The 24,336-nt window shown below is 58.1% G+C and carries 20 protein-coding genes; 8 read left to right on the top strand and 12 right to left on the bottom strand.

The genetic code is table 11. The features are described 5' to 3' along the window. The first annotated feature begins 261 nt into the window (after window positions 1-261). Window positions 262-1,068: an SAM-dependent chlorinase/fluorinase gene (locus tag LAO20_07770; protein MBZ5531312.1), complete on the top strand. Its 807-nt coding sequence runs from the start codon at window positions 262-264 to the stop codon at window positions 1,066-1,068. 47 nt (window positions 1,069-1,115) lie between these two features. Then, a complete protein-coding gene (locus LAO20_07765; GenBank protein ID MBZ5531311.1) occupies window positions 1,116-1,349 on the top strand; it encodes a hypothetical protein in 234 nt (77 codons plus the stop codon). A gap of 161 nt (window positions 1,350-1,510) precedes the next feature. On the opposite strand, the gene LAO20_07760 is transcribed toward LAO20_07765, so the two are convergent. The 8 genes from LAO20_07760 to LAO20_07725 form a co-directional block, all read right to left on the bottom strand. Next, a complete protein-coding gene (locus LAO20_07760; GenBank protein ID MBZ5531310.1) occupies window positions 1,511-2,938 on the bottom strand; it encodes a sigma-54 dependent transcriptional regulator in 1,428 nt (475 codons plus the stop codon). Next, window positions 2,874-4,535 carry a hypothetical protein gene (locus LAO20_07755; GenBank protein ID MBZ5531309.1) on the bottom strand — a complete coding sequence of 554 codons (1,662 nt, stop codon included), beginning with the start codon at window positions 4,533-4,535 and terminating at the stop codon, window positions 2,874-2,876. The genes LAO20_07760 and LAO20_07755 overlap by 65 nt, the downstream gene beginning before the upstream one ends. Before the next feature lie 75 nt (window positions 4,536-4,610). Then, complete coding sequence (locus tag LAO20_07750) at window positions 4,611-5,819, bottom strand: type II secretion system F family protein (GenBank protein ID MBZ5531308.1); 1,209 nt, start codon at window positions 5,817-5,819, stop codon at window positions 4,611-4,613. A 69-nt stretch (window positions 5,820-5,888) separates the two neighbouring features. Continuing rightward, window positions 5,889-7,001: a type IV pilus twitching motility protein PilT gene (locus LAO20_07745; protein MBZ5531307.1), complete on the bottom strand. Its 1,113-nt coding sequence runs from the start codon at window positions 6,999-7,001 to the stop codon at window positions 5,889-5,891. Between the two features lie 37 nt (window positions 7,002-7,038). Continuing rightward, a complete protein-coding gene (gene pilB / locus LAO20_07740) occupies window positions 7,039-8,760 on the bottom strand; it encodes a type IV-A pilus assembly ATPase PilB (protein MBZ5531306.1) in 1,722 nt (573 codons plus the stop codon). A gap of 367 nt (window positions 8,761-9,127) precedes the next feature. Next, window positions 9,128-9,517: a hypothetical protein gene (locus LAO20_07735; protein MBZ5531305.1), complete on the bottom strand. Its 390-nt coding sequence runs from the start codon at window positions 9,515-9,517 to the stop codon at window positions 9,128-9,130. 395 nt (window positions 9,518-9,912) lie between these two features. Then, window positions 9,913-11,565 carry a methylmalonyl-CoA mutase gene (locus LAO20_07730; protein ID MBZ5531304.1) on the bottom strand — a complete coding sequence of 551 codons (1,653 nt, stop codon included), beginning with the start codon at window positions 11,563-11,565 and terminating at the stop codon, window positions 9,913-9,915. Window positions 11,566-11,662: 97 nt separating this feature from the next. Further along, window positions 11,663-11,968: a hypothetical protein gene (locus LAO20_07725; GenBank protein ID MBZ5531303.1), complete on the bottom strand. Its 306-nt coding sequence runs from the start codon at window positions 11,966-11,968 to the stop codon at window positions 11,663-11,665. Window positions 11,969-12,083: 115 nt separating this feature from the next. Here LAO20_07725 and LAO20_07720 point away from each other — a divergent pair, with 115 nt between their 5' ends. The 5 genes from LAO20_07720 to LAO20_07700 all read left to right on the top strand — a co-directional run bounded on the left by LAO20_07720 (window position 12,084) and on the right by LAO20_07700 (window position 17,104). Next, complete coding sequence (locus LAO20_07720; protein MBZ5531302.1) at window positions 12,084-12,404, top strand: hypothetical protein; 321 nt, start codon at window positions 12,084-12,086, stop codon at window positions 12,402-12,404. 126 nt (window positions 12,405-12,530) lie between these two features. Then, on the top strand, window positions 12,531-13,784 hold the full coding sequence (gene glgC / locus LAO20_07715; protein ID MBZ5531301.1) for a glucose-1-phosphate adenylyltransferase: 1,254 nt from the start codon (window positions 12,531-12,533) through the stop codon (window positions 13,782-13,784). A 608-nt stretch (window positions 13,785-14,392) separates the two neighbouring features. After that, on the top strand, window positions 14,393-15,616 hold the full coding sequence (locus LAO20_07710) for a toll/interleukin-1 receptor domain-containing protein (GenBank protein MBZ5531300.1): 1,224 nt from the start codon (window positions 14,393-14,395) through the stop codon (window positions 15,614-15,616). After that, window positions 15,603-15,740, top strand: a complete 138-nt coding sequence (locus LAO20_07705) for a hypothetical protein (GenBank protein ID MBZ5531299.1) — start codon at window positions 15,603-15,605, stop codon at window positions 15,738-15,740. The genes LAO20_07710 and LAO20_07705 overlap by 14 nt, the downstream gene beginning before the upstream one ends. A gap of 1,010 nt (window positions 15,741-16,750) precedes the next feature. Then, window positions 16,751-17,104, top strand: coding sequence for a hypothetical protein (locus tag LAO20_07700; GenBank protein ID MBZ5531298.1), 354 nt, complete (start codon window positions 16,751-16,753; stop codon window positions 17,102-17,104). A 482-nt stretch (window positions 17,105-17,586) separates the two neighbouring features. Here the strand turns inward: LAO20_07700 and LAO20_07695 are convergent, their stop codons facing one another. The 4 genes from LAO20_07695 to LAO20_07680 form a co-directional block, all read right to left on the bottom strand. Further along, entirely contained in the window at window positions 17,587-18,213 is a 627-nt protein-coding gene (locus LAO20_07695; GenBank protein MBZ5531297.1) for a hypothetical protein, read from the bottom strand. A gap of 444 nt (window positions 18,214-18,657) precedes the next feature. Beyond that, window positions 18,658-20,643, bottom strand: a complete 1,986-nt coding sequence (locus LAO20_07690; GenBank protein ID MBZ5531296.1) for a transcriptional regulator — start codon at window positions 20,641-20,643, stop codon at window positions 18,658-18,660. Between the two features lie 168 nt (window positions 20,644-20,811). Beyond that, window positions 20,812-21,693 carry a hypothetical protein gene (locus LAO20_07685; protein ID MBZ5531295.1) on the bottom strand — a complete coding sequence of 294 codons (882 nt, stop codon included), beginning with the start codon at window positions 21,691-21,693 and terminating at the stop codon, window positions 20,812-20,814. A gap of 237 nt (window positions 21,694-21,930) precedes the next feature. Next, window positions 21,931-22,710: a hypothetical protein gene (locus tag LAO20_07680; protein ID MBZ5531294.1), complete on the bottom strand. Its 780-nt coding sequence runs from the start codon at window positions 22,708-22,710 to the stop codon at window positions 21,931-21,933. 226 nt (window positions 22,711-22,936) lie between these two features. Between LAO20_07680 and LAO20_07675 the strand changes: the two genes are divergently transcribed. Beyond that, window positions 22,937-24,331 (top strand): sigma-54 dependent transcriptional regulator, encoded by a 1,395-nt coding sequence (locus LAO20_07675; GenBank protein MBZ5531293.1) that lies wholly within the window; start codon window positions 22,937-22,939, stop codon window positions 24,329-24,331. Window positions 24,332-24,336 lie beyond the last annotated feature (5 nt).

Raw genomic sequence — 24,336 nt, 5'->3', positions numbered from 1 at the left:
ACTTACCAAGTCCGAAGCAGCTCACGGTGCAACCAACCGGGCTATCTCACCACGCTACCTGAGCGCGGGATGCTTGAGGCTTGAACGGAAAAAAATTTCCAGATTCAGAACATTCATCGGACAGCGACGATGGGCCAGAACGCGCGTTGGCCGATGGTGCCAAGCGGCCAATTCCAATTTCACGTCCGTGACTTGACTTCACCCAAGGCCACGCGATACCTTCGCCTCATCGGAGCCAAGCAACCTTTCAGGGAGCAAAATTTGCCTGTTCAGCGACTGATTACTTTCACCACCGATTTTGGCTTGACGGAACACTATGTAGGCGTGATGAAAGGAGTCATCTACGGCATCAATCCTTCCGCTCGCATCGTGGACGTCACCAACGCGGTGCAGTCCTTTGATGTTCTGGATGGCGCCATCGCCATCTCCCAGGCCTACAGCTACTTTCCCAAGGACACCATTCACGTAGTGGTGGTGGACCCCGGCGTCGGCGGGGCGCGGCGTCCCATCCTGGCCCATGCCGGGCAATACACCTTCCTGGCCCCGGACAACGGCGTGCTCTCTCTGGTGTTTGAGCGCGAAGAACGCGTCACCGTACGGCACGTCACCTCAGAACACTACTTTCATCAGCCGGTCAGCAACACTTTTCACGGGCGCGACGTTTTTGCCCCGGTGGCTGCGTATTTGAGCAAAGGCGTGGATTCCGCCAAGTTCGGCGACGAAATCAGCGACTTTACCCGCTTTGCCGCTCCCAAACCGAAAGCCGTTTCGCCGAATAACTGGAAAGCCGTGGTACTGAAGAGCGACAAGTTCGGCAACCTCATCACCAACATCACGGCCAAAGATATCCCGGAGATTTTTGACGGCGGGGCCAAGCCGTTCAAGATCACGGTGGGCAAATCAGAAATCACCAAACTGAGCTCCACCTACAGCGACGGAGCCCAAGGCGAGTTGATCGCCGTGATGGGCAGCACGGGTTTTCTGGAAATTTCCACCAATAAGGGGCCCGCTTCGCGTCTGGCCGCGGCTGACAAGGGAAGCGAAGTGTCGGTAACCATCACCGGATGAACAAAACCCTGCTCTGGACCGTAATCTCAGGACAATCTTAGGACACAATGAGACAACTGCTTCGCTTCCTCTGGAACTCAACTCGCGGTCACCATCTGGCTCCGTGGCGCAGCCCGTATCTGCGCTGGCGTATGGAAACCTATTCCGGGCTCAAGATGGACAAGATCGGCTTCACCGAGTTCTGGGGCTTCCTCATTCGCGAGCGAAAGCAACTGGGCCGCTTCCTGAAGTGGACCGCCGAGATGGAAGATTACGCGCGGGCGAAGCCGAAGAACCCGTGAAGAAGTTGCCAAAATTGCCAGTATTGCCAAAATTGAAAATTGAGGATCTGTGAGACTCGGCGGAAGTTTACCGCTTTCAGATCACCGGATCACCCGATCACCCGATCATCCGATCTGTTGCCAGGCTGATGGCTGAGTGCTGAATACTGAGTGCTTCCCAGCTAGATATCGTACTTCTTCAGCAAATGCCGAAAAGACCGGTAGGACACCTTGAGCAGTTCGGCGGCGCGCGTCTGCACTCCACCAGACTGCTTCAAAGCCTGCTCGATGAGCGAGCGTTCAATATCGGCGACGAACTTTTCGAAGTCCAGGCCATCTGACGTTACTTGAAGATTGCCGTTGGACGTTGCCCCGGGCGGATGCGCGGGCGCCCGCTCTGAATCCAAGTCAATGCGCAGTTCCTGGCCGGTGGCCAGGGCCACGGCGCGCTCAACGGTGTTTTCCAACTGGCGCACATTGCCCGGCCAGTCGTACGCGCGCAAAGCAGCCATGGAAGCTTCTCCAATGCGCAGGATGCTCTTCTGAGCCGCGGTGGAATATTTTTTCAGGAAGTAAGTGGCCAGCAGTTCAATGTCGTCGCGACGCTCGCGCAAAGGCGGCACCTGGATCGGAATCACGCTCACACGGTAGTAAAGGTCTTCGCGGAAGGTGTTGGCGGCCACCATGGCTCCCAGGTCTTTGTTAGTGGCGGCAACCACGCGGACGTCAATCGCCACTTCCTGCGATCCACCCACCGGCCGCACCAGGCGTTCCTGCAGCACGCGCAGCAGCTTCACCTGCATGGAAACGCTCATCTCGCTGATTTCATCCAGGAAGATGGTGCCGCCGCCGGCGACCTCAAACAAACCGCGCTTGTTCTGGGAGGCGCCGGTGAACGCGCCCTTCACGTAGCCGAACAGTTCGCTTTCCAGCAAGGTTTCCGGGAACGCTCCGCAGTTGATGGAAACAAACGGCTCCCCGGAGCGCGCCGAGCAGGTGTGGATGGCGCGCGCCACCAGTTCTTTTCCGGTGCCGCTCTCTCCGTAAATCAACACCGTGCTGCCGGTGGGGGCCACGGTGCGGATGGTGGTCTTCAGCCGTTCGATGGCCACGCTCTTGCCGATGATGTTGTCCAGCGAGTTGCGGCTGGCGGCGTCGCGCTTGAAGGCCAGGTTCTGCCGCTGCAGCAGCATGGTTTCCAGCGCCCGGCCCACGGAAATCTTCAGCTCCTCCATCAGGCCGGGGCCTTTGTGGATGTAATCGAAGGCTCCGCCTTTCACCGCCTGCACCGCAGCTTCGTAGTCCTCCACCGCGGTAATCAGGATGACGGAGGTTTCCGGCGACGATTGCCGGGCAAAGCGCAGCACTTCAATGCCGTCGGTCTGCGGCATCTTGATGTCGGTGATCAGGACTTCATAGTTGGCGGAGCTGAGTTTTTTCTTGGCCGCCTCGCCGCCGTTGACGGTTTCCACGCGGTGGCCTTCCTTGCGCAAAGAGATGTCGAGCATCTCGCAGATGGAGCGCTGGTCGTCGCATACCAGAATGCTAGCCATGCGATACCTCCGCTCCCGCCAGCTCGCGCGCGGGTTCGTTCTCCGCTGCCCTGGCATTCAGAATCTCCAGCACAAACTCTGCCCCTTGCCCAGGTGGTGACTGGACGGAAATCTTGGCGCCATGGGCCTGCACGATCTGGTACACAATCGCCAGTCCCAGGCCGGTGCCGCCTTCAAAGTTCGATTGAAACGGTTCAAAAATCTTGTCCACCATGTTGGGAGGAACGCCGGGGCCGTTGTCGCGGATGCCGATCCGCCAATAATCGCCCGCCGGCTGCACGGACACGGTGATCTCGCCCTTCTGGTCGGTAGCGCGGACGGCATTTTCCAGCAGGTTCCACACTACTTGCTTCAGGCGGTCGGAGTCGGCCGTGGCAAAAGCATGATCCACTTTGTATTGCCGGATGACTTTCAGGCCCAGCGACGAGACGGTGGAGCGGTTCTCCAGCAGGACCAGCGCGTCTTCCAGCAGCGGCACCAGGTCCAAGCGGACAAACTTGTAACTCTTCTCCCGCGAGTACGCCAGGAAATCGGTGATGATGGCGTTCAGGCGCGTGGATTCGCGGGTAATGATGTCCACCAGCGTCTTCTGCTCGTCATTCAGCAGCGCGAGCTGGGAGAGCATCTTGATGGAGCCGGCGATGGAAGCCAGAGGATTGCGGATTTCGTGGGCGATGCCGGCGGCCAAGCGTCCCACCGCGGCCAGACGGTCGCGCATCCGGACTTCCCGCTCCAGCCGGCGCAGCTCGGTGCGGTCCTCAAAGGTGTAAACGTACCCGATGGCGCCTTGCTCGGGGACATTGAGTTCGGTCACGGTGACGCCGAAGGTCTTTTCTTTTCCAGCGGGCGTCAACGTTCGCACTTCGCCCTGAGCGGAAGACGATTCCAGAAGAGGCAGCCGGTCCAGAAACATTTCCGCAATGTGCCGCCCGCACACCGAGGAGGCGGTGCGCTCCAGTAGTTTTTGTCCCGGCGCGTTGAGCAGCGTGATGCGGCCTTCAAGATCGGTGGTGATCAGCCCGCCGCGCAGGGACTGGATCACGTTCTCATGCAGCGCCTGCAGGCTGAGCAGTTCGCCGCTCTTGTCCTGCAGTTCCCGGCCCGCCTGGCGCAGCTTGGCGGTCAGCGCGCTGGAAAGATGCGCTACGGTCAAATAAGCAAAAAAGTTGATGAGGATGACCGCTTGCAGGGACTTGGAGTCGCCGCGCGCTGAAAACTGGTAGGTGGGGATCTTCTCGAAATAACAAAGTTCCAGCAGCGCGCCGAACAGGATGAACGAAACCGCCGCCGTCAGATAGGCCCAGTAACGGGGCAGCAGAATGCTGGCCACGATGATGGCCAGCGGATAAAGAAAATTGAAAAAGGTGTCAATCCCGCCGGTGACGTACACCACCGCGGTGACAAATGCCAGGTCAGTAAAGATCTGGGTGATGGCCTGGAGCTTGTACTCCTGCCAGATGGAACTCAATACTATGAAGAAGACGGAGACCGTGTACCAGACCAGGACCACGGTAATGAACAGGCGGGTGGGGACGTTGTTCGGGGTGACCTTGACGATCAGGAATTCAACCGCGAACAAAAAGGTAATGATAATGACACGGACTTTGACCAGCCAAGCCAACCACGTCCGCTCATTGAACCTCGTGTCGCCCATTTCCGCCTGTTCGAACCATTCGTATCGGTATGCGTGCTTCTTTAGTCTGTCAATCCCGCGCCGTGCTGCCGTTGGTTAGCCGGAGAGCTTGGCAATCATGCTGAACAGCGGCATGTAGAGGGAAATGACGATTCCGCCAACCGCCACACCGAGGAAGCCGATCATGATGGGCTCCAGCAGGGTGAGCATGTTCTTGGTGGCGGCGTCCACCTCATCTTCGTAGAAGTCGGCGATCTTCTGCAGCATGGCGTCCATGGCGCCGGTGGCTTCGCCCACGCCGATCATCTGCGTGACCATGTTGGGGAACACGCCGCTTTCCCGCAGCGGGTCAACAATGGTGCGGCCTTCTTCCACTGATTTGCGCACCTTCATCAGCGCATCTTCAAGAACGGCGTTGCCGGAGGTCCTTGCGGTAATGGCCAGACCTTCCAGGATGGGCACGCCGGAGGTGATCAAGGTGCCCAGGGTGCGGGTAAAGCGGGCCACGGCGATCTTTCTCAGCACATTGCCAACCACGGGCAGGTTGAGCAGAAATCTGTCCAGGGCCAAGCGGCCCTTGGGATCTTTGCGGACCATCTTGATGGCTATGTAACCCACGGCGCCCAGCAACAGGATGACCCACCAGAAGCTGGCCACAAAGTGGCTGAGGCCGATGACCACCTTGGTGGGCAACGGCAGATCCACGCCCATGCTGCTGAACATGTTGGCGAAGATGGGCACCACAAACTTGAGCAGGCAGCCCACCACGATGCAGGCAATGCTGATGACCGCCACGGGGTAAATCAAGGCCGATTTCACCGCGGCCTTCAGCTTCACGTTCTTTTCCACGTAGGTGGCCAGGCGCTGCAGAATGGTGTCCAGAATACCGCCCGCTTCGCCGGCCTCAATCATGTTGGTGGTGAGGTCGTCAAAGATCTTGGGGTATTGCCGCATGGCGTTGGACAAGGTGGAACCGCCTTCCACCGTGGTGCGCACTCCGGTCAGGCATTTCTGGAAGAAGAGGTTCTCCTGGTTGGTGGCCAGGATTTCCAGACACTGCACCAGCGGAAGGCCGGCGTCAATCATCACGGAAAACTGGCGGAAGAATACGGCAATGTCCTTGATGGCCACTTTGCCGGTGCCAAACTTGGGCAGGGCGAACTCCTTGCCCTTTTCCTTGATGGCGCCGGGGGTTATGCGCTCGCGGCGCAGCAGCATGTTGACAGCTGCTTTGCTATCGGCTAACCGCTCCCCGGAAATCCTTTTTCCCTGGGAGTCAGTCCCTGTAAATGTGAATACCGGCATACCGAAAACTCCTCTCGTGCTTGTTCCTACCACCCTTGGTTTCCTACCACCAACGGGAGTGCTGCATTCTTACCGCCGGAGCGTCGCCGCCGCCGCTGGGGTACGCGTGGCGATGACTCCGCGGTTGATCATGTCCTGCAATTCATCCGGCATGGACGAACGCTGCAACGCCGTCTCCAGCGTGATCTGCTTCTGGAAATACAGCGTCGCCAGCGCTTGATTAAAGGTCTGCATGCCGAACCGGTCCTGGCCGGACTGCATGGACGAATACACCTGATGGATCTTGTCTTCGCGAATCAGGTTGCGGACCGCGGCATTGGGCACCAGGATTTCCATGGCCATGCAGCGTCCGCTGCCGCCCACGCGGGGCAGCAGGGTTTGGCAAAGAATTCCTTCCAGCACCAAGGAAAGCTGCGCGCGGATCTGCGACTGCTGGTGCGAAGGGAAAACGTCAATAATACGGTTGATGGTGGAGGCCGCGGAGTTGGTGTGCAGCGTGCCAAAGGTCAAGTGGCCGGTCTCCGCGATGCGCAACGCCGATTCAATGGTCTCCAGGTCGCGCATTTCGCCGATCAGCACCACGTCCGGATCTTCACGCAGCGCGGCGCGCAGGGCGTCACTGAACGACTTGGTGTCAGAGTGCACTTCACGCTGGTTCACCAGGCAACTCTTGTTCTGGTGGACGAATTCGATCGGGTCTTCAATGGTGATGATGTGGTCATGCCGCTCGATGTTGATCTTGTCCAGCATGGCGGCCAGCGTGGTGGATTTGCCCGAGCCCGTGGGACCGGTCACCAGCACCAGGCCGCGCGGTTTTTCACACAGCTTGGCCACAATGGGCGGAAGGTTGAGCTGCTGGAAGGTCTTGATCTCAAACGGAATCACGCGATAGACGGCGCCCACCGCGCCGCGCTGGTTGAAGCAGTTGCCGCGGAAACGGGCCAGGCCTTTCAGTCCAAAGGAGAAGTCCAGCTCCAGGTTCTCTTCAAAGCGGTGCTTCTGCGCGTCGGTGAGCACGCTGTACGCCAGCTGCTTGGTTTCAGAAGGAGTCAGTGGCGGCATATCCAGCGGCTGTAAATGGCCGTGGACACGCACCTGGGGCGGCGAATTGGTGGTAATGTGCAGGTCGCTGCCCGCCATATCCAACATCTTCTTCAGCAGATCACTTAGCGATATGTTCATAATTCCGTCTGTCTTCCCTTCTACAAATCTACAAACTCTAGTGGATCGTCTCCCGGGCAACTTCTTCCAGCGTGGTCAGGCCGTCCTTTACTTTGATCAGTCCGCTGCGCCGCAGGGTGATCATCCCGTGCTCCATGGCTTTCTTCTTCAGTTCCACGGCGGAAGCGCCAATCAGGATCAGCTCGCGGATGTCGTCGTCAACTTCCATCACTTCGTACAGGCCGGTGCGGCCCTTGTAGCCGGTGCCATTGCAGGTGTTGCAGCCCCGGCCTTTGAAGATTTTGGCGGAACGCGATTCTTCCGGGGTGAACCCGGCTTCAATCTTGGCTTGCGGCGGCAGCGGCACTTCTTCGCGGCACTCAGCGCAGATGCGGCGCACCAGGCGCTGGGCGCAGATTAGATGTACCGCGGTGGCCACCAGGAATGGTTCGATTCCCATGTTCATCAGGCGGCTGATGGTTTCCGGCGCGCCGTTGGTGTGCAGCGTGGACAGCACCAGGTGTCCGGTGAGCGCGGCCTTGATGGCGATTTCCGCGGTCTCAAAGTCGCGGATCTCGCCCACCAGGATCACGTTGGGGTCCTGGCGCAGGAAGGCGCGCAGCGCTGCGGCAAAGTTCAAGCCGATGGACTCCTTCATCTGCACCTGGTTTACGCCGTGCAACTGAAATTCCACCGGATCTTCCGCCGTCAAAATATTGGTGTCCGGCTTATTGAGCAGCGAAACCGAGGAATACAGCGTGTTGGTTTTGCCCGATCCCGTGGGCCCGGTGACCAGCACCATGCCGTACGGCTTGAGCACCGCGCGCTGGAATTTTTCCAGCGACTCCGGCTCAAAGCCCAGCTTGGTCATGTCCAAGCGCAGGTTCTCTTTGTCCAGGAGCCGCATGACCACTTTTTCGCCCCACAGAGTGGGCAGGCAGTTCACGCGGAAGTCGAGCTGCTTTTTCTTGCCGCCAAGCTGCATCTTCAGCATGATGCGTCCGTCCTGGGGCAGACGCTTTTCGCTGATGTCCATCTTGGCCATGATCTTGATGCGCGAGGTGATGGCGTCTTTCAGCTTCATGGGCGGCGACATGATGTGGGCCAGCACGCCGTCAATGCGGAAGCGCACACGGTATTCTTTTTCGTAAGGCTCAATGTGGATGTCGCTGGCGCCCTTCTTCACCGCGTCCGTCATGATGATGTTCACCAGCTTGACGATGGGCGCTTCGTCGGCCGACTTCTCCAGTTCGGCCAGGTCCAGATCGTCCTGTTCCGCCTGCAACTCGACGTCGGCTTCATCGCCCATGGCCGCCAGAAGCTCGTCCACGTTCTCTTCCGGGCCGCGGTTGCCGCCGTAAGCTTTGTCAATGGCGTCCATGATGGCCGATTCGGACGCCACCACCGGCTCAATGTTGAAGCCGGTCATGAACTTGATGTCGTCCATGGCGTAGACGTTGGTAGGGTCCACCATGGCGATGGTGAGCGACGCTCCCACGCGGCTCAGCGGCAGGATCTGGTAGCGCTTGGCGGTTTCTTCCGGGATCAGCTTGACGACAGAGGGGTCAATTTCAAAATATTGCAGATTAATGGCGGGCACGCCGTACTGGCGGGAAAGAAAGTTGGTGACCTCTTCGTCGCTGACAAAGCCCAACGACACCAGGGTGGACCCTAGACGCTGGTTGGGTCCGGCGTCCCGCTGCGCCTTCAGGGCCTTATCGAGCTGCTCGGAGGTGATGATCCTCTCTTTGACCAGAAGATCGCCAAGCCTTTGGGACATAGAATTCCGTCTGTTTCCTGGAATGAAAATTTAACTCAAGGGCGCTTTCCGCAAAGTGGCTGGGATTGCAAGCCAAAGATCATCAGCAGGAAAAACGTCGGCAGTGGCGATTGTGTGCCGGGTGACAGAAATTGTCAATCAGGCTTCGTCCACTAAGGTTCATGGACTTACGGGTGACAGAATTTGGCAGTGGGGCAGAGGGCCATATCTTGCGAGTGGAAAACGCTTAAACTGGTTTGGATGATAGTTCCAGCCAATTGCACCTGCGGCAGCACACAAGTGCTCGTCACAAAGGAACTCAATGACGGCACAATAGAAGGACGTTGTCCATCGTGCCAAGTAGCGTTTTCTGGTTTTCTGATAGTCACTAATTCAGTGCCCAACATACCAGACGGGCTGCTTGACGCTGGCAACGCCACTCCCACTTAAGCTGATGATACCCGGACGGATATGGTCCACTGAAAATCTTTGGGCGCTTGACCTTACCCCAATACTTGACAGGGAATGAGTGGCGGCTCACCTGTGTTACATCTGGATCACCAACGACGCATTCTAGCTCGTTAATTCTCGGTGCAACAACATTGAATGCCAAAGCATCGCACACCCTAGATTCTCCGAGCATCCAATCGCCGTTCAACATCACGTCAGTCTGAAGCTTGTGAGGAATCCAACCAGCATCATCCAATTCTTGAGGGCCACGCGCAACAAGGAGGACAAGAAGAATCAGCAATGCTCCCCATAGTAAAACGCGCTTCATTTCTGGCGTAACCTCTTACTGAGTCTTCTTCCTCTGTGTCTTCTTCAACCTTTTAACAGGTGCAAAGCTGAGACGTGGCGAGCCCGTTTTCATTCTTTCAGTGCCGGAGGGTCGCCGGCGCTCCCGACTAGGCGGGCGAGACTGAGATGAAACATTGGTGAACACCGGGAAACTCCGTCGAGGGATTAGGCTGCGTTTGGACAACACCCACGGCCCCACTATACCGCAAACACAACAACGTGCCATTCCTCATGCCCCACCCTCGCTCAATTCGCTGTATTTCCAACCGAGGGAACGAGCGGGTCTCCATTAAGGGCGAATCGAAGCGGCGCGGGATTATCAATTCCGCTCTCAATCATCAATTTTGGCAATTCCGGCGATTTTGGCAATCTCTTTCAGATCACCACCGTCTCCTGATACTCCCCAAACACCTTTCTGAGCGCGTCAGAAATCTCCCCTACCGTGCAATAGCTTTCCACCGCTTGAACGATATACGGCATCAGGTTGGCGCCCGAGCGGGCGGCCTCTTCCACCCCGCGCAGCCCGGCTTCCCAGGTTGACTGGTCGCGTCGAGCGCGCAGGGCCCGCAGGCGCTCCACCTGGCGGCGCTCCAGGTCTTCGTCAATTCTCTGGATGGGAATAGATTTGTCGCCCTCGCTCTGGAAGCGGTTCACGCCCACCACCACCTGCTCCAGCCGGTCCACCGCCTGCTGGACATCATACGCGGCGTTCTGGATTTCCTGCTGGATGTAGCCTTTTTCGATGGCCTTCAGCGTGCCGCCCAGGGCGTCCACTTTGTCCAGATAGGCCTGGGCGCGCTGTTCAATCTCATTGGTCAGCGACTCGATATAGTACGAGCCGGCCAGCGGATCAACCGTGTTCGCCGCGCCGGTTTCATAGCCGATGATCTGCTGCGTGCGCAGCGCAATGCGCGCGGCGTTTTCGGTGGGCAGGCCCAGAGCTTCATCGAACCCGTTGGTGTGCAGGGACTGCGTTCCCCCCACCACCGCAGCCATGGCCTGCAAGGCGGTGCGGACGATGTTGTTTTCCGGCTGCTGCGCCGTGAGCGTGGAACCGGCCGTCTGGGTATGGAAGCGCAGCATCATGGAGCGCGGGTTCTGCGCTCCGAACCTTTCTTTCATGAGGCGAGCCCACATCCGCCGCGCCGCGCGGAACTTGGCCACTTCTTCCAGAAAATTGTTGTGCGCGTTGAAGAAGAAAGAGAGTCGCGGAGCAAACGTGTCCACGTCCAGCCCGGCGCTGAGGGCCGCGTCCACGTAAGCGATGGCGTTGCCCAGCGTGAACGCCACTTCCTGCACCGCGGTGCAGCCGGCTTCGCGCATGTGATATCCGGAAATGGAGATGGGATTCCACTCCGGCATGTGCTCATTGGCATAGGCAAACATGTCCGTGATGATGCGCAAGGCCTGCCGCGGCGGATAAATGTATGTCCCGCGGGCGATGTATTCCTTCAACACGTCATTCTGCACCGTGCCGCTCAGCCGGCGGACGCTGGCCCCCGACCGCCGGGCCACCGCAACGTACAACGCCAGCAGAATGGACGCGGTGGCGTTGATGGTCATGGACGTGGAGATCTTCTCCAGATTGATGCCGTCAAACAGCCGCTGCATGTCCTCAACGGAATCAATGGCCACTCCCACTTTGCCGACTTCCCCGTTGGCCATCTCGTGGTCAGAGTCCATGCCGATCTGCGTGGGCAAATCAAAGGCCACGGAAAGCCCGGTGGTGCCGTTGCTCAGCAGGTATTTGTAACGTTTGTTGGATTCTTCGGCGTCACCCATGCCGGCGTACTGGCGCATGGTCCACAGGCGTCCGCGATACATGGTGGGTTGCACGCCGCGGGTAAAAGGAAACTCGCCGGGATAGCCGACGTCGCGATCATAATCCCAGTCCTGCAGGTTGGCCGGGGTGTAAAGCGCATGAGGCACGACCACGGCGGCAGGCCCGGCGTCGGACGGCATGCACGGCTCCGCCTTACGCGCCTTCGGCTGCCCTGCTTCGACCACGAGTTTTATGTCGTCAGGCATGTGAACCAGAGACGATGAACATTAGATGCAGGAGACGGAGAAAAACGCTCATTTCAGCAAAGAACCCAAGGGCGGCGGCCGCGCAAACCTGGCGGCCCTAACTCTTTCTGGTCTTCTTGGCCCGGGTAAAGGAAACCAGTGTAAACCAGGCACAAACCACGGTGAACGCCAGGATGACCCAGAACCGTTTCCGGTCGGCAAAATGGTCCTTGGTGTACTGCGCGAACAACCTGGAGCCCCCCATCACGGCAAAAATCGCGAACATCAGGCCGGTTACCTCCAGCCACAGGGCATAGAGGGTCTTGGCAAAGGAAACCACCAGGGTCTTTCCCCCGGCAAGGATGGCGTGGAGCAGTCGGTCGCGTTTCTGAGGTGGCTTCTTGGCGGCGGAAATGTCCGGCATTTTGCACTATTGTAGCCCGAAAATCGGCGCCTTTTAGCCTACCGGCAAAACGCCCGCGCGTGTGCCGGCATCTTAGGGAATAGAGACTGGACAACAACGCACGCAGAGGTGTGGTGTGAATTTCCGAATGAACCGCCTGATGAAGGAATTGAGCGACGCTATCAACAGTTCGCTCGCCGAGTCCGACCAGATCAGCCAAGCGCTCGCCAGGATCAAAGAAGAAGGCTACGACGTCTATCTGGTCCTGGAGGCCAGCGCCGGCCCGCATTTTCTCGAGAAGCTGGACGATGTCCGGGGCGATGACGAGAAGCTGGCTTGGCCGCCGGACAGAATTGCACCTCCGTCCCGGGAAGACCGTCTCACGAGGTGGCCGGTTACCGCCCATGATGCGCGCTTCCTCAAGTCGCTCCACATCCTCATTGACGATGCGGCGTAGAGTTTTCTTCGGTCTGAACATCATCGCCGCCATGGACCGTCCGCATGGCGTTTTTCCTTTTCTGTTAGCATTTACAGTTCGCATGTGTCTTTTGTCGGGAACCAGCATCTTCTTACCCGTCACGCTATGAAGAGCACACTTGGAGTCTTGCTGGCAGGCGGCGCCGGAGAGCGCCTGTATCCCCTCACGCGCGACCGCGCCAAGCCGGCCGTGGTCTTTGGCGGCAACTACCGCATCATTGACATCACACTTTCCAACTGCATCAACTCCGACCTGCGCAAGGTTTACATTCTCACCCAGTACAAGGCGCTGTCCCTGAACCGCCACATCCGCGAAGGCTGGGGCACCGTGGTGGCGCGCGAGTTGGGCGAATTCATTGAAGTGATGCCGCCCATGAAGCGCGTAAGCGACAGCTGGTACCTGGGCACCGCCGACGCCGTCTACCAGAACATCTACTCCATTGGCTCCGAGCAGCCCAAGCATGTGCTGATTCTTTCCGGCGACCACATCTACAAGATGAACTACCAGCGCATGCTGGACCAGCACGAAGCCTCCGGGGCTGACGTCACGCTGGCCACCATCTTGATTGATCCCGGCGACTGCTCGCGCTTCGGCGTGGTGGATATTGACCGAACCGGCCGCATTATCGGATTTGAGGAGAAGCCCGCAACCACCACTCTGCGTTCGCCCTATAACCCGGATGCGGTCTCCGGCTCCATGGGCGTCTATCTTTTCAATACTGACGTGCTGCTGCCGGTGCTCCTGAAGGACGCGGAAGACGCCAACTCGTCGCATGACTTTGGCAAAGACATCCTGCCCAAGATCCTGGACCACTACAAGCTCTACTCCTTCAACTTTATTGACGAAAACCGCAAAGAAGCTCTCTACTGGCGCGACGTCGGCACGCTGGAAGCCTATTACGAAGCCAACATGGACCTGGTGGCCGTCTCGCCGGTCTTTAATCTGTATGACAAAGAGTGGCCCATCCGCACGCACCAGAGGCAGTACCCGCCGGCCAAGTTCGTCTTCGGCGAGCCCGGGCGCACCGGCATGGCCATTGACTCCATCGTTTGCCCGGGCTGCATCCTCTCCGGCGGCTCGGTCAAGAACAGCGTGCTCTCGCCCGACGTGCGCGTGAATTCGTTCTCTGAAGTGGACGCCAGCATCATCTTTTCCCACGTCAACATCGGCCGCCACTGCCGCATCCGCCGCGCCATTCTGGACCGCGACGTCCACATCCCGGAAGGCACGGTCATCGGCTTTGACCCGGAAGAAGACGCGCGCAACTACGTGGTCACCGAATCCGGCATCACCGTGGTTACTCGCGATTACTCGCTGTTCGAAAGCCCGGTAGCGGTGGATTACTTTACGAGCGAGTAATTTCTTTCTCCGTGGACCGCAGGCGCCCTCGCCTGCGCCTCAGCGAACCAGTTTCGGCGATGTTTGCCATACCCCTCCCATCCCCCTTCATCCCCGGAAAATAAAGACTTAGCTCCACTCATCCCCGGCGATAGGCGCAGGCTTCTCAATCGTCACTTTTTGGCAATTTCGACGGGTCATGGCAAATCCCATTGGGATACCCCCACCCCTCCCTATTCATCCCAATGGTCCCAATAAACAAAGGACTTACACGCAGCCGATCCCAATCGGGCCCAATCAGCAAGGCCCAGCTTCTTGCCTTGGCTGAATGCTGATTGCTAATTTGCTAACTGCTTATTTTTCAAAGATCCCTTCCAGGCGCTCGACGCACCCGGTCGCCATTTTGGCGACAACGAAAATCTCAACATAATACCTTATTTTATTCGCCTTAGCAAGAAGGAAAGAGTACATTGATCCAAAATCCCTTTGTGCCGAAGGTGCGCGCGCAGGAAAGCGCAGGGGACGGATCGTCGAATACCGCTCTTAGCGCCGCAATGGAACTGGGCAACCGCGCTTCTTGCCACTTGCTACAATCCATGTTGCTGGACTGAATAACACGAAAGCAAATTATGGCAGATGAAGCGCTGATCAGAATTCTGCAAGAGCGAGGTGTAGAGGCTTGGAACGAATGGAAAAACCACAATCCTGGAGCCCCGACGGATTTAAGCGGGGCAGATTTTAGCTTCGCAAATCTGATCAATGCCAACCTAGACGACGCAAATATGGCCCAGGCAGACCTCAGCGAAGCAAACCTGAGTGAGGCACAGGTGAGACGGGCAATCTTCACTTGCGCAGACCTCCACAATGCCAAGTTTGGGAGAGCAAATCTTTCCGCAGCTAGATTTGGATATGCAAACTGCAAAAATGCGAGCTTCGTTGAAGCTGATCTCGAAAACTCCTATTTTCATGAAGCAAATCTGATAAAAGCGGGGCTACGTGGCGCCAAACTGAGGCACGCAAATCTCACGCTCGCCAATCTTGCAATGGCCAGCCTGATTGATGCCGACTTCAGCGATTCCTACCTCACATCATCGAATCTAGCCGGAACGAGTCTTCTGAGAGCCAACTTACGCAACTCGGATCTTCGAGGTGCAAATCTCAGCGGTTCGATTCTCCAAGGAGCAGACGTAACCGACAGTACCATGGGATACACATTGCTGTCAGCCCTGGATCTGAGCGGTGTCATTGGTCTTGAGACAGTTAAGCACGAGACTCCCTCAAGTATTGGCTTGGATACCCTATTCCTTTCAGGAGGTAACATTCCAAGAGATTTCCTGCGTGGTGTCGGTGTACCCGAACATTTCCTCTCATACATAAAATCTCTTACGTGGTCAGGAATCGAGTTCTACTCCTGTTTCATCAGCCACTCCAGCAAAGATGCAGATTTTGCAGCCAAAATCAATCAAGGCCTCAGGTCAAGTGGGGTTCGATGTTGGTATTTCCCCGAGGATGCCAAATGGGGCGAGTCTATCTGGGGTGAGATTGATAGCTCAATCAAGACGTATGACAAGTTAGTGGTAGTTTGCTCCGAAAACTCGCTTCAGAGCGAACCGGTCATCCGTGAAATTGAGCGCGCCCTACAGCGTGAGGACAAAGAGAAAAGGAGCGTCCTGTTTCCCATCAGAATTGATGATTATCTTCTTGGAAAATGGGATCACCCTCGCAAGGCAGATGTGTTGAGCAAAGTAGTCGGAGATTTTCGGCATTGGAGAAATCCAAACGCCTATCAGAATGCCCTCAACAAACTTGTTGCCGCCCTGAACAAGCCCATTGGCCCGGTTGAACAAACATAAGGACATCGGCGACTTCCGCGATTGGAAGAACCATGACAAATACAAGAAAGCCTTTGACCGGCTACTGCGCGACTTGAAAGCCGAAGGAACTCCGCAACCGCCGACGATTGAAGGGGTCCGGTAGTGTAAGGGAAAGCGAAGAAGGAAGGAGCGATTACCTGCAACCACTCCCCCCAGAATCTTGCCAGAAGCACGTTTCGTGCAACCGTGAAAAGCTACCACATCGTGGGATCGCAGTCAGGCGGCACATGGTAACGCGGCTTTCCTTTTAGGCGAAGACGCTGGCCCGAGATGCGAACCAGCTTTCCTTCAACTTGAATCAACAGCAAGTTCTTTTGCCGCCCCACAATTCTCAGGGCGCGTATGGACTTTCTAGACTTGCCATTCACATGACCGTTGTTCGACACGGTGGAATCCTCCTTGTTCGCGAAAAAAGAGCTCGCGAAAGAAAAAAAGGTCAAATTCCGGCGTAGGAACGCGCCGGCGTGGACCACAAGGAGAAAGAAATCAGCAGCGGAGGGAGATGCCGCTGGTCACGGCGTCAGGGGGGCGGAGCAGGGCCGAGAACAAATCTGCCAGGACCAGATGACTTGGTCGTAAGCAAGAAGCTGTAATCCTTCCGGCGGCGAGCAAGAGAAAAAGACCAGCCAAGGCGAGACGCAAGCTATTGACCGGAGTGGTGGGGCCGTTCCTGGACTGGAAGCCGCCATCGGACGAAGGGAAAAAGAACAAGAGTGCCACCAGCACAATCAGCACGAAAAACAGCGATTTGGCGTGGCTGGCGCTCATCGCCCAGAGTTTAGCGTGCTTTGGCAGCCTTTTCAAATAAAGTTTGCAACATTGCCAGCCATCCCTGCAACAGCGTAGGTGGCCCAGGCGCGTGGCCCATCTTTGGCTGGTTCTCTGTCTTACGTCAGAGTAGCGCTCTACTCAGTGCCGCGCGCGACGCAGGGGGCCCCATCCACCACAAGAAAGCGCAGACCTCAGCCATCCTTGGCGTTGGGTGTTCAATTCCGGCGATTTTGGCAGTAGTTCAAAACGGGAATCTCAGGTTTACGCGACCTGCAATTCTTGCTGCTCACGCTGCAACGGAAACCGGAGGTGGGTCACAATAGAACAAGAAAGGAAGAAATTATGGCAAACGTTGTTGGCTCTTGGTCATTAACTACGGATTGGGGATGCGACGGCAGCATCACCGGTTCGTTCAATCAGACCTTCAATGCGGACGGCACTTGGACTTCGCCCGCCCCGTTCGTACACAGTGGACGGTGGTTCCAGGTTGAAGGACTCGTTACATGGACTTTCAACGACACTCCGAACTTGGTTTATGCGGCCAACCTTAGCGGCAGTTGGATGGCAGGAATCCAGGGATACGAAGCAGCAGGAGGAATCAAAGGCTGCTTCGGGGGCCACCGTGCAGGGGTACCAGCCGCACTTGAGACCGCCAAGGTCGCCAAGAAACACATCAATCCGCTTCTGGGTAAGTAGTTGGTCAAACGCGGGCATCCGCAAGGGGAGGGCAGGCGATACCGCCTGCCCCACTCCTGCCTTGGACGTTGACTTTGACAAGTTGATCGCCGCAATGCAGACCTATGTAGACAGGCAGGTGGCGCCGGTATGGGGGACGCCGGCGAAGCTGGTCAAAACCAAGGATTTCAAGAAAGGCGCGTGGGCCATGGTGTTCGGACGATGCCGACACGCCGGATGCGCTGGCGTTGGCTTACCACGATCTCACCCCGGCCTGCCGCAGTCAAAAATCCCGAATTACCGGCACGCACCCCTGCAACAGCGTAGGATCAAAGATGAGAAAGAATGGAGTCCTGCGAATGCCAAAGCTCAATGCACGGGAGAACTCACGCAATCGGACGCAAGCGAAAAAGCGGGAAAGAAACCGCATCCTCAGGGCCACGCTGACAGCGCCAGCCAAGACCATTACCAAAGCCAAGGGCCCTGCGGCAGCGTAAGCAAGCCTAACTAATGCTTAGCGGCTGGGTCAGCCGGAAACCCAGGCGATCGTCCGCCGCAAAACCTACTTGCTTCTTGCCGCCGCTTCCGGGAGTTCCGTCCGCTTTGCTGACGGTCACGCTCTTGCTGCCGGCCAACGCGTCCAGCAAACGGACCCCGCCTTTGCCGCTGCTCATGATGGCGATGTTGTGTTTCCGGTCGCCACCCATGAACACGCTGTTGGTCTGCAGCGGTGTTGGCTTGCCGTTCAGAGTAATGGACGTCAATGTGATCCGCAGGTAGCCGGCGTTGTGCAGGCGTCCCGATTCGCGCACCGCCAGAACCGTCCCGGTCACTCCCGCGCCCTCCGGCGCAATGGTCTGGTTGTCCACCACCAGCGGCTGGTCCAGCACGGCGTTAAAGGTTTGGCCTTCGCGCGCGGTAGCGCTGGAAATAGGCTCCTGCAGGCGGATGTAAATCGTGGAATTCGCTGGGACCACCAGCGGCTTGTTTCCAGTGAACGGCAACTGTTGCGAACTGGACGCGTCCGCCCCGGCGGCGGGCTGGTTCGCCTCAACGCCTTTGCAACCGGCAATCGCCAGAACACTCAACAGCGGAAACAGCAGGAACTTGGAAATCCTTGAGCCCTTCATACGTACTCCCGGCAGCGGGGGAACTGCCGGTAATGATGTTGCAATACGATTGCCAGTGTAAGCAGTGTTTTTTCATTAACTTACATATTGCTGACGCACGGTCAGCGTGTACTTTTTACCAAATCCGGTCCCTAATCACCGTCATGCCAGCCTTCAAAATGCCCCTCTCGCCGGATGTACATTGGCGACTCGATCTGCGCTACTTTTGCAGTCCGGCGAATTCAGAGTTGGTAAGCGGCTATGAGCGAGGCCAACAGAATTGACGAGTTTGAATCTGAGTGCTTGATGAGAACTCACTGACGCGGCATGGTGAGGACAAACATTCTCGGGATCCTTCGACTCCCACTTACTCGCTCTGCTCGCGCGTGGTCGCTCAGGACGACACAGCTTGAGGTGCGTCGGTCACCTGGATCCTCGTATGAGTTCAAAGCGGTCTACCGTCAGCTAGCGCGTGCCACTGCCGGCTACGGGCTGCAAACTCGCCGGCGGCTCCGGCTGAAGGACCACGCCGTCGAAAGGAGTGGTTCCCAGCAATCTGGCCCCGGCAGAACGGACAGTGCGCAGCAGCCAGCCGGAGTTGATGGGCTCCCAGGTGCGTCCGTTGTCTGAACTGGAAAACACGTTGGAAGAAGCCGCGCCGGTGGCCAGGATGCGCTGGTTCTCTTCATCGAATTGAACATTCACGACATTGGAGAGGCGCAGGGACGAGATGCGCTTCCAAGTATCGCCCAGGTCGCTGCTGCGGAACACGCCTTCACGCGCCGCCAGCCAGATGTTGCCGGTGGAATCCAGCGATACCGAGTTGATGACAAACTCGGCTTCCAGCGGTTTGGGAGTGAGCCAGCTTTCACCGCCGTTGACGGAGACGGCCACCGCGTTGCGGCTGGTGGCCACCACCATGCGGTCAGCGACGGCCAGTGTGTGGAGGCCCTTGACGGCAATCTCCGGCTTGCGCCAGGTTTGTCCGGAGTCCTCGCTCATCAGCAGCCCGGTGGAAGTTGTGGCGTACCACTTCTGTCCGGTAAGCTCCAGCCCGCTGACGCGCGCGTTCAGCTCGCTTATGACCGTCTTGGTCACTGGCGGCGTCTTTGCAATAGCCGAAGCCGGCTGCTTGGAGCGCGGCTTCAGGGCATTTCCTTTCTCAACTTCGGCCTTCTCTTCCACCAGCGTATTGCGAGGGACCCATCGCTTGTTGTCGCTGGTGAACTGGAAAATCCCGCGGTCGGTGCCGGCGACCAGAGAATTGTCCATGGCCTGGCGAAGCACCAGAACGTCGCGGCCATCCAGTCCGTCACTGATCTGGCTCCAGGTCTGTCCGGCGTCGCGCGAAAGGAAAACTCCTCCATATTCTTTGTCGTTGAGCAGACCGGCGTAGAGGATGGACTTGTCGCGGCGGTCCACCAGCAGCGCCGCCACCTGGCGATGGGTAAACCCGCGATTGACCGCGGTGAACGTAAAGCCACCATCGTCGCTGGAGAGCACGCCGCTGCGGTCGGTGGCCAGGAGCACGTGCGCCGGACGCTTGGGGTCCACCATCACGTCATTGATCACCAGGTTGGCGCCGGTGGTACGCCTCCATGTGGCTCCGCCGTCGGTGGTCTTCCACAAACCTTCCGTGGTCCCGGCATAAACAATCTTGTGGTCCGTGGGGTCCATTTGCAACATGCGCGTGCGCCGCGCGGAATAAGGAATTCCCTGGATCTTGCGAAACAATTCGCCGGCCGATTCGCTGCGATAAATCCCCGAACACGCGCTGATGTAAAGACTGGCCGGGTTCTGCGAGTCAATCACAATCGAGAACACGTCGGAATCGTCAATCACGCCTTTTTTGATGCTGTGCCAGGTCTTGCCGCCGTCATCGGTCTTCCAGGGCAGGTGCCAGGTCCCGGCGTAAATAATGTCGGGATTGGCAGGATCAACGGCCACCGACTCAACGTTCTTGATTTCGGCATGGTGCTCAGGCGAGATGCGTGTCCAGTTATCGCCGCCATCGCGGCTGCGGAAGATCCCGTCGAGCGCTCCTGCGACCAGGATTTTGGGGTCCGACGCCGCCATGGCCAGCGCGCGAATGGATTTGCCGTGCAGATCGGCCACAAGGTCCCAGGTCTTGCCGCCGTCTTTGCTGCGAAAAACGTCGCCGTCACTGTTGGGCGACTGCGCATTCCATGCGGCCACGTAGATGTTTCTGGGATTCGCAGGATCAATGATGATGTGGTCCAGCACCATCTCCGACGCGCTGCCTAAATGCGCGTAGCGCGACCAACTGGCTCCGTTGTCCACCGAGAGGTACAACCGGCCGGCGCTGGTGCCTAGAAAGATGTGCTCTGGATTCCTGGGATCAAAGGCCAGACTGCGGACCGTGCCTCCGTCCGGACCGAGCGGCAGCCATGACTGGCCGGACGCCGGAGTGGCGAGCCAAAACCAACTCAACAGAATGATGCTGCAAAAAATTCCAGAACGCATGGGTCGCATTGGTCTAGGGGAACTTCTCCACAATTATGGCTTATTGGCAGATTGCCACGGCCATTTTCTGCCAGCAAGTTACCCAAGGCCAACGGGATTGGTCAAAGAAAGGGTTTACTGATCAGCATACGCCGGCTAGTGGACCTGGGCCTGCTGCGGCGGAGGTCCGCTTACTTTAAGCAGGACCTGCGTGCCGAATTCCAGCTTCACACTGCCTGATTTGGACAGAATCACCGGCCCCGGCGTTAGGGCTGAAGGCCCGGCACTGAGCGCTAAGCCCGGCAGCCCGACAACGCCTTGAGGCAAACCAGCGCTGATCGGTTTGGCCCCGTCGCCCACTTCCACGGTCGCTACCGCATCTCCGGGGCTGCTGCCAGGATTACTCTTGATCCTAACCGGCGCGGACACCGGCATGGACGCCATGGAAGAAGCTCCGGTATTTCCCGATGACGTGGTGCGATTGTTGTTGTTGTTGCTGCCGCGAGATCCGCCGGGAGGGGTAATGGTGCTGTTCGCCTGGGCGTTGCCGCCGCCGCCCATCAGTGACGGAGGCAGCATCTGGCTGGGCATATCCACTTTCGACTTCCTTTGGCCAGGAGGAGCTAAAGCCTGCACGACTCCGACGAAATCCAGCTCCTGGTGGTGCTTGAGCAGAATCTTGTCAAAGACAATTCCCAAACGTGACGACGGATCTGCATCGGTCGCGCCTTTGGCCTCGGTGACGTGACCGATCAGCCGGGATTCCGACGGCGCCACGATCTTGCCCTTAAGAATCAAGTCTTGCGTAAGAGTCCCTTTTACTTTGCTCCCGGGCTTCAGCTTTTTGGCATTGAGCGTGTCATCAAACTCTGCCACCAGGTGGATGCCGGGCGGCAGGACGACGCTGGGTGCAACCGCAGGCTTGGCTGCTGCCGGCACAACCGGAGTTTGGGCAGAGGCAGAAGGAGTCATTTTTGGGCAGATTGTGCCCACGGTGAAGAGTAAGGCAATGACGATGACAATCGCGCAGTTTCTCATATCGCACCCCACAAGTAAGCAGCACCCGGATATGTCACTACACTTTAGTGCAACATTGTGCACTAATCGGTTGCCAAGATAAACCACAAAAAACAAGGACTAGGGTGATTCGTAGTATCGGCTGGCCCTGGCATGGGATGGCGAAAGTTGTGGTTGTGGGCTTCCAGACGGACATCGGGAGAGCAAGAAGCGGCCAGGACCTTGCGCCCGGCCGCCAAGGGAAGAGCTCTCAATGTGCTATTTGGCGCTCACCACCAGAAGTATCTGCGTTCCGCTCTCCAGCTTAATGTTGTGGCCGGCGGATTGGAGTACGGGCGGCTGGCTCGCGTCGGTTGCGGCCGCAAGGCTGACATCGGAAATGCCAAAGACACCTTTGCTCGAAGGGGTGAGGACGCCGTTGGCGGAAACACCTGTGTTTACCGCTCCGTCGGTCACGCCGCCCGCCGGTCTGCTCATGGGTCCGCTGGACGCTGGCCCCATCCCGCTGGGCGGCGCAGTGCTGACCCTGCTGCCCTGGCTTCCCATGGAAGTCGGCACGCCAAGATCCGGATTGATGTTGGAGGACATCGCGGGCAGCGGCGGCGCCCCTACGGCCTGAATGTTGACGCTCAAGACCGTTTCAACACCGCCTTTGGCGACGGCCTTTTCAAAGACCATGGTCAGCGTGGACCCTGGGGTTTCCTTGGTATGGGCTCGGGCCTGGGCCACATGACCGATCAGCTTTGTGCCTTGGTGCAGGACGACTTTGCCGTCGGCCTTCACGTCAGAAACCAGTTTGGCGGTCACCTCGTCGCCGGCTTTCGCGCTTTTTGTGTCCACGGACTTGGAAAGTTGTATCAGCAGAACGGTCCCGTTGCTCAACCCGGCGGAAGCGCCGGGCGCGCTCTGGCTGGCGACCGCCGGCGGCGGCGGGGCGGGGGCATTTCCGGTGGAGAAAGCGCTCGCCATCGGCGCCCAAGCGCTGACGGCAATCAACCCCACGCCCGCGGCAACCATCCAATGACTTTTCATCTTCATATATGGGTTCTCCTGGCGAAAATCCCGGTGCTCGAGCGGCCGGGTCGCTGGTCTCTACAAGGATGCAGATTCGCCCAAAAGAGTCTACCCTGTTAAATAGCGGCTTTTCCCGGGAAAATTTGCGCGAAGTGATGGTTGCCAAGGCGCTGTGCGGCGGTGTACGAAGGCGGCTCCAGGCTGCCCGGAAAGCGCCGGACTGGTGTAATCTTTCTAAAAAGGGGAACCTTTGAGTACTCAGGAGAAAGTCCTCGTTGTGGAGGACGAAGAAAACGAACGGACCGGGCTGGCGGAATTGATTACAGCCTGGGGCTACCGCACAGAGACGGCCAAAGACGGACTGGAAGGCCTGGACAAAGTGGCTGCGTGGTCGCCGGGAATCGTGGTCACCGACTACAAGATGCCGCGCATGAACGGCATCGAACTCTTGCAGCGCCTGGCCGAGCAGCCGAAACCGATTGCCGTGGTCCTGCTCACCGCGCAAGGCAGTATTGACATCGCCGTGGACGCCATGAAGGCCGGCGCTTATGACTTCATTCAAAAGCCGGTGGAGCCTTCGCGGCTGAAGCAGATCCTGCAAAACGCCGCGCGCCAGCGCGGCACCACGATCGAGTTGGAAGCCACGCGCCGCAAGCTGCGGGACACCGGAGTCTTCGGGAATATGGTCGGCTCGTCCAAGGCCATGCAGGAAATCTTCCGCATGGTGGAGATGGTGGCCCCCAGCACGGCGTCCGTACTGATCACCGGGGAAAGCGGCACCGGGAAGGAAATGGTGGCGCGGGCCATTCACGACCTTAGCCCGCGCAAAAACAAGCCGTTTGTGGCCATCAACTGCTCGGCCATTCCGGAAACGTTGATTGAAAGCGAGATTTTTGGCCACGAGAAAGGCGCGTTCACCGGAGCGGTGGAACGCCGCGCTGGTTGCTTTGAACTGGCTGAAGAAGGCACGTTGTTGCTGGATGAAATCGGTGAAATGCCGGCGCCCACGCAGGCCAAGCTTCTGCGTGTGCTGGAAGAGCGCAAATTGCGCCGCCTGGGCAGCAAAGTGGAAACTCCGGTGGATGTCCGCGTGCTCGCCGCCACCAACAAGGTACCCGAGGAGGCTGTGGCCCGGGGCGAATTGCGCGGCGACCTCTACTATCGCCTGAACGTCTTCACCATCCACATGCCGCCGCTGCGCGAGCACAAAGAAGACGTCCCGCAACTGGTGGAAGCGTTGCTGAACGACATGAACGCCAAGCACAATCGCAACGTGGCCGGTGTGAATGACGCGGTGCTGCAGATTTTCTCCAGCTACAACTGGCCGGGCAACGTGCGCGAGATGCGCAATACGCTGGAACGCGCGGTCATCGTCTGCCAGGGCAGCGTGGTGGAGCAGAGCCATCTTCCGCCCAACTTTGGCAGCAGCAGCCTGAAGATTTCCACCGGCGATGGTGACGGCATCCGCATGGAAGTGGGCACCACCGTGGGCGAAGCGGAAAAGATGCTGATCCTCAAGACCCTGGCCGCGACCAATAACAATAAGACCCGGGCCGCGGAAATTCTGGGCATCAGCCTGAAAACGTTGCACAATAAACTCAAGGAGTATGGCAACGCCGGCGTGGCCAGCGAAGCCGCCAGCTAAACACC

This window comes from Terriglobia bacterium, assembly GCA_020072815.1.
Taxonomy (GTDB): Bacteria; Acidobacteriota; Terriglobia; order Terriglobales; family Acidobacteriaceae; genus Angelobacter.
Note: the sequence above shows the minus strand (reverse complement) of the source record. Positions and strands in the feature narration are given on the sequence as shown.